This is a genomic window from Streptomyces sp. NPDC049541 (assembly GCF_044465725.1).
Lineage (GTDB): Bacteria > Actinomycetota > Actinomycetes > Streptomycetales > Streptomycetaceae > Streptomyces.
Window position 1 is genome coordinate 1 of the sequence record NZ_JBITLY010000005.1, and the last position, 11,807, is coordinate 11,807.

Here is an 11,807-nt window from a genome sequence, read left to right on the forward strand (position 1 = left end):
GGGGCCCGGATCTCGGCGGGGAAGTTCGGAAGAGTGGACAGATCGTTCCCGAAGGACGCGGTCTCCGAGGTGAAACGGTCACCGGTGAGCTGCATACCGTCACCCGAGTCCCCCGCGAACCGGATGATCACCCGGTCCAGCTTGCGTACGCCCTTCGTTCCGCCCGGCCCCCGCTGCTCTCCGACGACGGCTCCGTCTGCCTGCTCCGCTGTCCTGCTGACCTGGCTGGTCACTGAACTGGACCTCCCTCGAGGCGGCTGTCTGGGACCGGCCTTCCCGCGGGCCTTCCCAAAATCAACCCTACGTCCGTCAGGGTCGCCTTCCCGTGGCCATTCGCATCATGGACACAGTTTTGAGACGGTGCGGCGCCCTGACTTGTCATGATTTCTCGCCCTCCAGCGCTCCCCTTGAAGACGCTTCGTGCGATTCGTTCGGTTCTGGGCGTGGACGGAGGCTGGACCGATCCTGGATCGATGACTGAACGCGCACTTACTGACTCAGTGTCAGCCCCTCAGGAGTTCAGATAGGTGAGGACCGCGAGAACGCGCCGGTGATCCCCGTCACTCTGGGACAGCCCGAGCTTCAGAAAGATGTTGCTGACGTGCTTCTCCACGGCGCCGTCGCTCACCACCAGCTGCCGCGCGATGGCCGAGTTGGTCCGCCCCTCGGCCATCAGCCCCAGTACCTCCCGCTCCCGCGGGGTGAGCCCGGCCAGCACGTCCTGCTTACGGCTGCGCCCCAGCAGCTGCGCGACCACTTCCGGGTCGAGCGCGGTACCGCCCTCGGCCACCCGCACCACCGCATCCACGAACTCCCGGACCTCGGCCACCCGGTCCTTGAGCAGATATCCGACGCCATGACTGGAACCGGCCAGCAGCTCGGTGGCGTAGCGCTCCTCCACGTACTGCGACAGCACCAGCACCCCGAGCCCCGGATGGGCTTTGCGCAGCTGCACCGCGGCCCGCACCCCCTCATCGGTGTGCGTCGGCGGCATCCGCACGTCCGCGACCACGACATCGGGCAGCTCGCCCTGTGCGTCCAGCTCGGTGATGGTCTTGATCAGCGCGTCCCCGTCACCCACCCCGGCGACCACGTCATGCCCACGGTCGGTCAACAGCCGGGTCAGCCCCTCCCTGAGCAGCACCGAATCCTCGGCGATGACCACCCGCACCCTGTCCTCCACGATTCCCCGGCCCCCCGCCAGCCCGACTCCGTCTGCCAGTGGTCCAGCATTCCAGCATTCGGACCCGCGCGCCTCTGACCAACGGGAATCAACGGGAATCCCTGAGTTTTCAGCCCGTCCGGCGTTGTTTTTCAGCCCGTCCGGCGTTTGCGTCTTCACCCTTCCGGAGTTTGGGTTTTTCAGCCAGTCCGGCGTTTGAGGACGAGGCCGTTCATGCCGATCGAGGTCCGGGGCGGAGGGGCGGCGGGGTGGAGGGGCGGAGCCCCGGGAGGGGTGCAGGGGACGCAGTCCCCGCCGGGTCCGCGGCGGAGCCCCTGGCGGGGTCGAAGGGGCGGCAGCCCCTGGGGACGGGACGGGTAAGGGCGGCGGGGGCGAGCATCCCTCAGCGGCTCCGCCGCGGCTCACCCCACCGCCCGCTCCCCCCGCCACGGCAACTCCGCAGTCACCCGGGTAGGCCCCCCCACCGGCGAATCCACCACCAGAATCCCGTCCACCGCATCCAGCCGCTCGGCAAGCCCCCCCAGCCCAGAGCCCCCCGAGGCATCCGCCCCGCCCACCCCGTTGTCCACGACCTGCACCATCAGCCGGCTCTCCACCCGCCACACATCCACCGCCGCCCACGTGGCCCGCGCATGCTTGCTGATGTTCTGCAGCAGCTCCGACACCGTGAAGTACGCGATCCCCTCGATCGCCGGCGCCGGCCGCTCCGCCAGATCCACCTCCACCTGCACCGGCACAGTGCACCGCGAGGCCACGGCGGACAGCGCCGCATCCAGCCCCCGGTCCGTCAGCACCGCCGGATGAATCCCGCGCGCCAGATCCCGCAGCTCCTGCAGCGCCGTCTTCACCTCCCCGTGCGCCTCGTCCACCATCCGCGCCGCCGCCCGCGGATCCTCCGCCAGCTTCTCCTTCGCCAGCCCCAGATCCATGGCCAACGCCACCAGCCGCGCCTGCGCCCCGTCGTGCAGATCCCTCTCGATCCGCCGCAGATCCGCAGCCGCCGTGTCCACCACGACGCCCCGGTCCGACTCCAGCTCCACCACCCGCGTCGCCAGCCGGGACGGCCCGAGCAGCCCGTGCACCAGCACCCGGTCCACCATCGTCAGCGCCCGCACGATCCACGGCGTGGCCAGCGTGAACAGCAGCCCCACCAGTGCGGTGACGGTGATCTCGAAGGGGTTGTCGAGGTAGATGCTGTGGCTGCCGTCGCCGTACAGCTGAAGCCCGCCCTGACCGCCGTACATCGGGAAGAGCCAGAACCACAGCGGATACGTCAGCAGCCCCCAGCCGTACGCCCAGAAGTTCACGGCGACCACGAACGAGAACACCGACCACGGGAACTGCACCAGCGCGTACAGCAGCGCCCGCCACGACGTGCCGCTCTTCAACACGGCCCCCATCCAGGCCATCACCCCGGGCTTGGGCATCCGCAGCGGCTCCGGGTCGCCCACCTCGAGACCCAGCAGCCCCCGCGCCCGCGCCCGTTCCAGTGCGCCGAAGCCCCGGCAGCCGGCCAGGCCCGCCGCCAGCACCGGAATGCCGAGGAACGTCACCAGCAGTCCCGCCCCGAGCGACACCATCGTGACGGCGTAGACGAAGAGCACGATGCCGATCGGCAGGCTCAGCAGCACATACCCGAACTCGCGCCAGCTGCGCCCCTCGAACGGCGCCCGCAGCCCGGCCGGCAGCCGGCGCCGCGTCCCCTCGGTGAAGGCGAGCCCGCTGTCGTGCCCGTAGCCCTGTCCGTACTCCGTGGCCATCGGCGTCGTCCGTTCTACTCGTCCCGTTCGCCCTGTCCGGCTGCGGCTGTCCTGCCGTACCCCCACACTGCTGCGCCGCAGGTCCGCGGACCATGGAGGCCGTCGGCGTCTTGGAAGGGGGGTTTTCCCTACCCCTTGCCGGGAGCGCGGTCGCGCCACGGCAGCTCCGCCGTGACCACGGTTGGTCCGCCCTGCGGCGAGTCGATGACGAACAGTCCGTCCACGGCGTCCAGCCGGTCGGCGAGCCCCTGCATCCCCGAGCCGCCGTCGAGGCGCGCGCCCCCGCGGCCGTCGTCCTCGACCTGGATGAGCAGCCGGTCCGTCGCCCGCCACACCTCCACGGACGCGGTCTTCGCCGCACTGTGCTTGCTGATGTTCTGCAGCAGCTCGGAGACGGTGAAATAGGCGATGCCCTCGATGGCCGCGGCGGGCCGTGAGTCGAGGTCGACCGTCACCTTCACGGGGACGGTGCAGCGCGAGGCGACCGCGGACAGCGCGGCATCGAGCCCCCGGTCCGTCAGTACGGCGGGATGGATCCCCCTGGCCAGATCCCGCAGCTCCTGCAGCGCGAGCTTCACCTCGCCGTGCGCCTCCGCGACCATCTCCGCCGCCGAGTCGGGGTCCTCCAGGAGCTTCTCCTTGGCCAGGCCGAGACCCATCGCCAGATTGACCAGGCGGGCCTGCGCCCCGTCGTGCAGATCGCGCTCGATCCGCCGCAGATCGGCGTTGGCGGTGTCGACCACGACCCCCCGGTCCGACTCCAGCTCCGCGATACGCCGCTCCAGCTCGTCGGAGGGCGACAGCAGCCCGCGCACCATCGCCCGGTCGGCGTTGGCCAGCCCCCGCGCGATGAACGGCAGCACCGGCCACAGCACGAACAGCGAGGTCAACGTGATGACGAAGGTCAGGATCCCCCAGGGCAGCCGGATGAAGTCGTACAGCACCGTGCGCCAGCCCACCGGGTCCTTCACCCGCATCCACATCCACGCGAGGAAGCCGGTGCCGCGTCCGGGCAGCCGGCTCGGCTCGTCCACCCGCACCCCGAGCAGCTTCCTGGCCCGCGCCCGCTCCATCCTGCCCAGCAGCCGCGCGCCGGTCAGACCAGCGGCCAGCAGCGGGAACCCGATCACCGTCACGGTCAGCCAGAAGCCGGTGAACAGCACCGTCACGACGTAGACGAATCCGATCAGCGACACCGGAAGGTTCGCCAGCAGATGCGCGATCTCCTTCCAGGTGTGCCGGTCGTAGGCGAAACGGGCCGGCGGCAGACGGTCGCCGTCACCTTGCGTGGCCCCCATCGGGCGCGCGTGTCGTTCGGTCATATGGGCCAGCGTGCCGCGCGCCGGGCGCCCGCGCCATGAGGTCGGCCGCCCCCGGTCCCCTGGGGAAAACCCCACCCCGGCAGCTCCTCGGCGGCTTCCCGGCATCTCAAGGTCGTCTCAAGCGGTGACGGGCTGCTTACCGTGTCTTTATCAGGGCCTAGACTCCCGTGCGTACAGATCGTCGAACAGCAGCGTTCATCAAGGTCGCAGGGAGCGAGGGGTACGGACGTGCGGGAATCGACCGTCGCCGGTCCGACCGTCGTCGCGGCGGACTACTTCCAGTCGTACTCGGTCGTCGGACTGCTCGCCGTCGTCGGCGTGCTCTTCGTCGCCGTCGCCTTCGGCGCCGGCCGACTGCTGCGGCCCATGGTCCCCACCCCCGAGAAACTCCTCACGTACGAGTGCGGAGTCGACCCCGTCGGCGAGGGCTGGGCCCACACCCAGGTCCGCTACTACGTCTACGCCTTCCTGTACGTCATCTTCGCCGTCGACTCGATCTTTCTGTTCCCCTGGGCGACTGTGTTTGCCGCGCACGGGTACGGCGTGACCACACTGGTGGAGATGTTCATCTTCCTCGGCTTCCTTGCCGTGGGCCTGCTGTACGCATACAAGAAGGGCGTCCTGGCATGGACGTGACGACGCCGGACACCAACGGTCAGCCCGTACTCCTCCCGGAGCCGAAACGGCTGGGCGCCCTCGCCCGCCTGGCCCCCGAGCCGATGAAGGTGGTCCTGAACTGGGGCCGCCGGTACTCGCTGTGGGTCTTCAACTTCGGCCTCGCCTGCTGCGCGATCGAGTTCATCGCCGCGTCGATGGCCCGCCACGACTTCATCCGCCTGGGCGTCATCCCCTTCGCGCCGGGTCCCCGCCAGGCCGACCTGATGGTCGTCTCCGGCACGGTCACGGACAAGATGGCCCCGGCCGTCAAGCGCCTGTACGAACAGATGCCGGAGCCCAAGTACGTCATCTCCTTCGGCGCCTGCAGCAACTGCGGCGGCCCCTACTGGGACTCCTACTCCGTCACCAAGGGCGTCGACCAGATCATCCCGGTCGACGTCTACGTCCCCGGCTGCCCGCCCCGCCCCGAGGCCCTCCTCCAGGGCATCCTCAAGCTCCAGGAGAAGATCGCCCGCGAGTCGCTGGGGGAGCGGTACGGAACCGCACCGGGCCGCCCGTCGACGGCGGCCCTGCAAAGCGGCCTGGTGAGGCCACCGGCTGCGGGATCCCCGTCGGCTCCGGACTCTCCGTCGGCTCCCGACGCTCCTTCGGGGGAGGACCGATGAGCACGGTCGGCTGGCTCCCCGCCCCCGCCGACGAGCTGTTCGGTGCCGAGGCCACCGCCGAGGAGTCGTACGAACTCCTGACGGTCGACGTCCCGCCGGCGAGCTGGCTGGAAGCGCTGCAGGTGGCCCGAGACCAGTTGTCGTGCACCTACTTCGACTGGCTCAGCGCGGTCGACGAACCGGGCACGGGTTTCCGCGTCTCGGCGCACGTCGTCTCCCTGTCTCCCGTGCGCCGTCTGCTGCTGCGCACCACGGTCCCGCACGAGGCGCCGACACTGGCCTCCGCCGTCGGCGTCTACGCGGGCGCGGCCTGGCACGAACGCGAGACCCACGAAATGTTCGGCGTCGTCTTCGAGGGCCACCCCGGCCTGGACCACCTCCTCCTCCCGGAAACCTTCGAAGGCCACCCCCTGCGCAAGGACTTCGTCCTGGCCGCCCGTGTGGCCAAGGCCTGGCCGGGCGCCAAGGAACCCGGCGAGTCCGACCACGGCGGCCCCAAGCGCCGCCAGATGCTCCCCCCGGGCGTCCCCGACCCGAACGAGTGGGGCCCCCTGAAGGGCCAACTCCCCCCTGCCCCGGCCCGCCCCAGCCGAGCCGCAGGCCGCCCCCCGACCGACCGCCCGGCCCGCCCAGCAGGCGACCGCCCGGCCCGCCGCACCCGCTCGGCAGCGGAGGGCTCGGCAACCCAGGCGGCCACACCGCCCGCTGCCGATGCCCCGGCTGCTCCGCGGCGTGCGCGGTCGGCGGCGGAGGGGTCGGCTAGCCAGGTGGAGGGTGCGAGCGGTCCGGCGGCGGGCGCAGGGCATGCCGATGCCCCGGCTGCTCCCCGGCGTGCGCGGTCGGCGGCGGAGGGGTCGGCTAGCCAGGCGGCGTCGACCCCGGCTGAGGGCGCCCCGGCCGACCGGCAGGCGTCGGCTCCGGCGGCGGGCTCCTCTGCCGATCAGGAGCCGGGTGCCTCCGGTGCTGCAGCGCCGCGACGTACACGCAGCGTGAGTGAAGGCGCGGCCTCGCAGCCTCCCCGAACCCCGTCGTCACAGAGCCCGACCACCCGACCCGCACCCGCCCCCCGCAGTTCGGACGCTCCGTGGCACCACGCCCGCCCGGCTTTCGACGAGCCGGAGACCGGGCCTGCGGGCGAGACGAGGCTGAAGGGCGGGCCGGCCCGGGAGGGTGGGCCGGCCCCGGAGACCGAAGCGGGGCCTGGGACGAAGTCGAGCCCGGAAACGAAGCCCAGCGCGGACTCGAAGTCGGCCCCGGAGGGCGAACCGAGCCCGGTTCCCGAGCGACGGCCGGCGGCTGAGCCGAGTCCGGGTGCCGAGCCCGTCGCCGAACCGCCGAGCGAAGCCGAACCCAGCCCGAAACCGTCCGGCGGCCCCGACACGGGTGCAGGATCCTCCGCCGAGTCAACCCCCGGTGGCAGCCCCTCAAGGCCGGCCTTCGCCGAGGAGATCCCCGCCGAGGAGCCCCCCCGCGCCACCCCCGAAGATCCGTCCGTCGAAGATCCGACCTCGAACCCAGAAGACCCCCCAGGAGGCCCGCAGTGACCGACGCCCTGGACGTCACCCTGCGACTCCTGATCGTGTTCGTCGTCTTCCTCACCTTCCCCCTGGTCGTCGGCCAGACCGAGCACAAGGTCATGGCCCACATGCAGGGCCGCCTCGGCCCGATGTACGCCGGCGGCTTCCACGGCTGGGCCCAACTCGTCGCCGACGGCGTGAAGTTCGCGCAGAAGGAAGACGTCGTCCCGGCGGGCGCAGACCGCCGCATCTTCCAGCTCGCCCCCGCCGTGGCGCTCCTCCCGTACCTCCTGGTTCTCCTCGCCATCCCCATCGGCCCCGGGGAGGGCGCCGTCGGTCAGGTCCTGGACGCGGGCATCTTCTTCGTCCTGGCGGTGATGGGCGTAGGTGTCCTGGGCTCCCTCATGGCGGGCTGGGCCTCCGCCAACAAGTTCTCCCTCCTCGGCGGCCTCCGCACCGCCGCGCAGCTCCTCGCCTACGAACTCCCGATGCTCCTCGCCGCCGCCTCCGTCGCGATGGCGGCCGGCACGGTCTCCCTCCCCGGCATCCTGGACGCCTTCCACTGGTGGTGGCTGCCCTGGCAGATCGTCGGCGCGATCGTCTTCTTCGTCGCCGGTCTCGCCGAGCTCCAGCGCCCGCCCTTCGACATGCCCGTCGCCGACTCGGAGATCATCTTCGGCGCGTACACCGAGTACACCGGCCTGCGTTTCGCCCTGTTCCTCCTCGCCGAGTACGCCGGAATCATCGTCCTGTGCGGCCTGACCACCGTCCTCTTCCTGGGCGGCTGGCACGGCCCCTGGGGCGCCGACGGCCTCGGCTGGGTCTGGACCCTCCTGAAGACAGCCGTACTCGCCTTCCTCGTGATCTGGCTTCGCGTCACCTATCCCCGGCTACGCGAGGACCAGCTCCAGAAGCTCTCCTGGACCCTCCTCGTTCCTCTCTCCCTCGCTCAGATCGCCCTCACCGGCATCGTCAAGGTGGTGATCTCCTGATGGCTGAGCCGCTCCCGCCCACCCGCTCCCGCATCCCCGGCTCCGGCCTGGCCAAGGGTCTGGCGGTCACCCTGCGCACGATGACGCGCAAGACCGTCACCGAGCAGTACCCGGACGTCCAGCCCGACCTGCCACCCCGCACCCGCGGCGTCATCGGCCTGTTCGAGGAGAACTGCACGGTCTGCATGCTCTGCGCCCGGGAGTGCCCGGACTGGTGCATCTACATCGACTCCCACAAGGAGACGGTTCCGGCGGCTACCCCGGGCGGCCGGGAACGCAGCCGCAACGTCCTCGACCGCTTCGCCATCGACTTCTCCCTGTGCATGTACTGCGGTATCTGCATCGAGGTCTGTCCTTTCGACGCCCTGTTCTGGTCGCCGGAGTTCGAATACGCCGAGACCGACATCCACGAACTCACCCACGAGCGCGACAAGCTCCGTGAGTGGATGTGGACGGTCCCGGCTCCGCCCGCCCTCGACCCCGGCGCGGAGGAGCCGAAGGAGATCGCCGCCGCCCGCAAGACCGCGGAGAAGCTCGCGGCCGCCCAGGCCGAGCCCACCGCGCCCACCGAAGCCGCCGAGCCTTCCCGGCCGACCGAACCCGAGGGAGGCGCGTCGTGACCCTCATCGCAGCCACCGCGACGGTGGCACCTGCCACGGCAGCTCACGCGACGGCAGCCCATGCCCTCGCCCCCACGACCGCCGCCGGCGCCCACGGCTTCCTCTCGCCGACCGGTGTCGAGATCGCCTTCCTGCTCGTGGGCCTCGCCACCTTCGGCGCAGCCCTGGTCACCGTCACCACCCGGCAACTGGTGCACGCCGCCCTGTGGCTGGTGGTCACCCTTGGTGGCCTTGCTGTCGAATACCTCCTGCTCACCGCCGAGTTCATCGCCTGGGTGCAGGTCCTCATCTATGTGGGTTCCGTCGTCGTCCTCCTCCTGTTCGGTCTGATGCTCACCAAGGCCCCGATCGGCCGCTCCCCGGACGCCGACTCCGGCAACCGGTGGGCCGCGCTCACCGTGGCCCTCGCGGCGGCCACCGCCCTGGTCTGGGTCGTCGTCGACGCCTTCCGCACGACCTGGATCGACCTGGACGGACCGGCGGCCGGCTCCACCGCCGTCACCGGAGCGAGCCTCTTCCAGAACTGGGTCCTCCCCTTCGAGGCGCTCTCCGTCCTCCTCCTCGCCGCCCTGGTCGGCGCGATCGTCCTGTCCCGCAAGGCGAAGGCGGAGCTGAGCTCTCCCCCTGTGAACTCCCGGGCAGCAACCGGTGGTTCCCCATCCGTCCCTGATTCCCGTAATCACCCGATCGAGCGGAACGACCGGGTCGAGGGAACCAGCCCGGCCGAGCAGGAAGGCGCCCGCTGATGCACCTCGCCTATCCCGCCGTACTCTCCGCCCTCCTCTTCTGTACCGGCCTGTACGGCGTCCTCGCCCGCCGCAACGCGATCCTGGTCCTGATGTCCGTCGAGCTGATGCTCAACGCCGTCAACCTCAACCTCGTCGCCTTCGACGTCTGGCTCAGCAAGGCCGCCCAGGAAAAGCTGCACTCCGGCCAGGCACTGACCCTGTTCACCATCGCCATCGCCGCCGCCGAGATCGGCATCGGCCTGGCGATCGTCCTCGCCGTCTACCGCAACCGCGGCACCTCGGACATCGACAGGCTTCGCGACAGCGCCGAGGGCCACGAGAGCGACGGACCCGACGGCAACGCCCTCACGGCGGAAGAGACCGGGAAGGCTGAGGCCATCGCGTGACCACGACCACCCTCGCCGTCCTCGTCCCCCTCCTGCCGTTCCTGGGCGCCGCCTGCGGCCTGCTCCTGGGCCGCACGGCACCCGGATTCGTCCGCCCGCTCGCCGTCCTGCCGACCCTTGCCTCTTTCGTCCTTGCCGTGCTGGTCGCCGTGCGCCAGGGCGGTGACCAGGCGATCGACGCCGCCACCGAGCTGACGCCCACCGGCTCGGTCCCCATCGAACTCGCCCTGCACATCGACGGCTTCGCCGCCCTCGTCGCCGTTCTGGTCGGCGTCGTAGCCACCTGCGTGCAGATCTACTCGACCGGCTACCTGCGCGACGACCCGCGCTACCCCTCGTACGCCGCCCTGGTCTCCCTCTTCACCTCCGCGATGCTGCTCGTCGTCTACTCCGGCGACCTGATCGTGCTGCTGGTCGGCTGGGAGATCATGGGTATCTGCTCGTACTTCCTGGTCGGCCACTACTGGGAGACCCCGGAGGCCCGCGCCGCCTCCATCAAGGCCTTCCTGGTCACCAAGCTCGGTGACGTCCCCTTTCTCATCGGTCTGTTCGCCCTCGCCACCGATGCCGGCTCCTTCCGCATCACCAAGGTCCTCGGCACCGTGGCGGGCGGTGGGCTCCACCACCCGACACTGATCGCTCTGCTGCTCCTGGCGGGCGTGGCGGGCAAGTCGGCGCAGTTCCCGCTGCACGCCTGGCTCCCCGACGCGATGGCGGGCCCGACGCCCGTCTCCGCGCTGATCCACGCCGCGACGATGGTGGCCGCCGGCGTCTACTTCATCGCCCGCCTCCTCCCGGTCTTCGAGGCCTCCCGGGCCGCGATGGTGGTCCTCGCCGTCATGGCGGCTGTCACGATGGTCGGCTCGGGTCTCGCCGCGCTCGCCCAGGACGACATCAAGCGCGTCCTCGCCTACTCGACGATCGGGCAGCTCGGCTATATGACCGGCGCCCTCGCAGTCGGCGACCGCGGAGCGGCCGTCTTCCACCTCCTGTCCCACGGCGCCTTCAAGGCGCTGCTGTTCCTCGCGGCCGGCGTGATCATCCACGCCGCCGGCACCAACTCGCTGGCCACCATGTCCCGCATGCGGGGCCTGCGCGACCGCATCCCCGACGCCTACTGGACGATGACCGTTGCGCTTCTCGCGCTCGCCGCGATCCCGCCCTTCAGCGGCTTCTTCTCCAAGGAGTCCGTCCTCGGCGCCGCCGAGCACGTGGTCACCGGCCACACCGGGAACGCCCCCCTCGCCGCAGGCTGGATCACCCTCGTAGCCGGCCTGCTCACCGCCGTACTCACCGCGGCGTACGCGATGCGTCTGTGGCTGCTGGCCTTCCAGGGCCGGGGTACCGAAGCCCCCGACCACGGCCGCCAGCCACTGCCCATGACCGTGGTCCTGTGGGTTCTCGCCGTCCCCTCCCTCGCGCTCGGTGGGCTCACCTACCGCTTGCTGCCCGACTGGTTCGACGGCCGTGACCTCACCCCGACGCTCACCACTTCCGTGCTCGGCACGGGTGTGGCCCTGGTCGGCGGCATCGTCACCTATGCGGCCTGGCGGCACACCACCGCCCTCGCGTCCCGCGCCCCGCTCGGCGCGGTCGCGGCCCACCCCGAGGGCGACGCCGGACTCGTCGAGGCCGAGGCCATCGCCAGCCACGCGCCCGCCTACGGGGGAGTGGCCTACGCGCCCGACCCGGCGGACCCGGGACGGCTGCTGCTCGGCCCGCTGCACCGGCACGCAGCCGTCGGCTTCCACCTCGACACGGTGTACGCGGCCCTGTTCGTCCGCCCGGTCCAGGCCGGAGCGAGCCTCGTCCGCTTCCTGGACCGCGAGGTCGTCGAGACCTACGTACGCGGCGCGGGCGCCCTGCCGCGTCTGCTCGGTGCCGCCGTACGGCGCGCCCAGACCGGCAATGTGCAGACCTATGTGAGCGCGCTGCTCGCCGGCACCGTCGTCCTGGCGGTCGCCGTCCTCCTCGTCGCCACGGGAGCGTGAGCAG

11 protein-coding genes and 1 pseudogene are annotated in these 11,807 nt (G+C 71.0%); 8 read left to right on the forward strand and 4 right to left on the reverse strand.

Going from position 1 to position 11,807, the window contains the following annotated elements; all coding sequences use genetic code 11:
* From ACIBW9_RS19245 to ACIBW9_RS19260, 4 genes and pseudogenes are all read right to left on the reverse strand, one after another.
* Window positions 1-233: pseudogene (locus ACIBW9_RS19245) on the reverse strand (2-oxoglutarate ferredoxin oxidoreductase subunit alpha); the annotation flags it as partial.
* 278 nt (window positions 234-511) lie between these two features.
* The gene (locus ACIBW9_RS19250) at window positions 512-1,171 is read right to left on the reverse strand and encodes a LuxR C-terminal-related transcriptional regulator (protein WP_398957618.1); all 660 of its coding nucleotides are present in this window, start codon (window positions 1,169-1,171) and stop codon (window positions 512-514) included.
* Window positions 1,172-1,584: 413 nt separating this feature from the next.
* Window positions 1,585-2,943 (reverse strand): sensor histidine kinase, encoded by a 1,359-nt coding sequence (locus tag ACIBW9_RS19255; protein WP_398956530.1) that lies wholly within the window; start codon window positions 2,941-2,943, stop codon window positions 1,585-1,587.
* A gap of 128 nt (window positions 2,944-3,071) precedes the next feature.
* The gene (locus ACIBW9_RS19260; RefSeq protein WP_398956532.1) at window positions 3,072-4,265 is read right to left on the reverse strand and encodes a sensor histidine kinase; all 1,194 of its coding nucleotides are present in this window, start codon (window positions 4,263-4,265) and stop codon (window positions 3,072-3,074) included.
* Window positions 4,266-4,493: 228 nt separating this feature from the next.
* Here ACIBW9_RS19260 and ACIBW9_RS19265 point away from each other — a divergent pair, with 228 nt between their 5' ends.
* From ACIBW9_RS19265 to ACIBW9_RS19300, 8 genes are read left to right on the forward strand one after another with little or no spacing between them, the layout of a single operon-like run.
* Complete coding sequence (locus ACIBW9_RS19265; RefSeq protein WP_344403636.1) at window positions 4,494-4,901, forward strand: NADH-quinone oxidoreductase subunit A; 408 nt, start codon at window positions 4,494-4,496, stop codon at window positions 4,899-4,901.
* Window positions 4,892-5,548, forward strand: coding sequence for an NADH-quinone oxidoreductase subunit B (locus ACIBW9_RS19270; RefSeq protein ID WP_398956534.1), 657 nt, complete (start codon window positions 4,892-4,894; stop codon window positions 5,546-5,548). The genes ACIBW9_RS19265 and ACIBW9_RS19270 overlap by 10 nt, the downstream gene beginning before the upstream one ends.
* Window positions 5,545-7,092, forward strand: a complete 1,548-nt coding sequence (locus ACIBW9_RS19275; protein WP_398956536.1) for an NADH-quinone oxidoreductase subunit C — start codon at window positions 5,545-5,547, stop codon at window positions 7,090-7,092. The genes ACIBW9_RS19270 and ACIBW9_RS19275 overlap by 4 nt, the downstream gene beginning before the upstream one ends.
* Complete coding sequence (locus tag ACIBW9_RS19280) at window positions 7,089-8,057, forward strand: NADH-quinone oxidoreductase subunit H (RefSeq protein ID WP_398956538.1); 969 nt, start codon at window positions 7,089-7,091, stop codon at window positions 8,055-8,057. The genes ACIBW9_RS19275 and ACIBW9_RS19280 overlap by 4 nt, the downstream gene beginning before the upstream one ends.
* Window positions 8,057-8,677 (forward strand): NuoI/complex I 23 kDa subunit family protein, encoded by a 621-nt coding sequence (locus ACIBW9_RS19285; RefSeq protein WP_398956540.1) that lies wholly within the window; start codon window positions 8,057-8,059, stop codon window positions 8,675-8,677. The genes ACIBW9_RS19280 and ACIBW9_RS19285 overlap by 1 nt, the downstream gene beginning before the upstream one ends.
* 23 nt (window positions 8,678-8,700) lie before the next feature.
* Entirely contained in the window at window positions 8,701-9,423 is a 723-nt protein-coding gene (locus ACIBW9_RS19290; RefSeq protein ID WP_398957620.1) for an NADH-quinone oxidoreductase subunit J, read from the forward strand.
* A complete protein-coding gene (gene nuoK / locus ACIBW9_RS19295; protein WP_398956543.1) occupies window positions 9,423-9,812 on the forward strand; it encodes an NADH-quinone oxidoreductase subunit NuoK in 390 nt (129 codons plus the stop codon). The genes ACIBW9_RS19290 and nuoK overlap by 1 nt, the downstream gene beginning before the upstream one ends.
* On the forward strand, window positions 9,809-11,803 hold the full coding sequence (locus ACIBW9_RS19300; RefSeq protein WP_398956546.1) for an NADH-quinone oxidoreductase subunit L: 1,995 nt from the start codon (window positions 9,809-9,811) through the stop codon (window positions 11,801-11,803). The genes nuoK and ACIBW9_RS19300 overlap by 4 nt, the downstream gene beginning before the upstream one ends.
* The last annotated feature ends 4 nt before the right edge of the window (window positions 11,804-11,807 follow it).

What these genes read in the sequence shown, in the direction of transcription:
- ACIBW9_RS19255 (WP_398956530.1), bottom strand. Translation starts at nt 2,943, where the DNA reads ATGGCCACGGAGTACGGACAGGGCTACGGGCACGACAGCGGGCTCGCC.
- ACIBW9_RS19260 (WP_398956532.1), bottom strand. Translation starts at nt 4,265, where the DNA reads ATGACCGAACGACACGCGCGCCCGATGGGGGCCACGCAAGGTGACGGC.
- ACIBW9_RS19270 (WP_398956534.1), top strand. Translation starts at nt 4,892, where the DNA reads ATGGACGTGACGACGCCGGACACCAACGGTCAGCCCGTACTCCTCCCG.
- ACIBW9_RS19275 (WP_398956536.1), top strand. Translation starts at nt 5,545, where the DNA reads ATGAGCACGGTCGGCTGGCTCCCCGCCCCCGCCGACGAGCTGTTCGGT.
- ACIBW9_RS19285 (WP_398956540.1), top strand. Translation starts at nt 8,057, where the DNA reads ATGGCTGAGCCGCTCCCGCCCACCCGCTCCCGCATCCCCGGCTCCGGC.
- nuoK (WP_398956543.1), top strand. Translation starts at nt 9,423, where the DNA reads ATGCACCTCGCCTATCCCGCCGTACTCTCCGCCCTCCTCTTCTGTACC.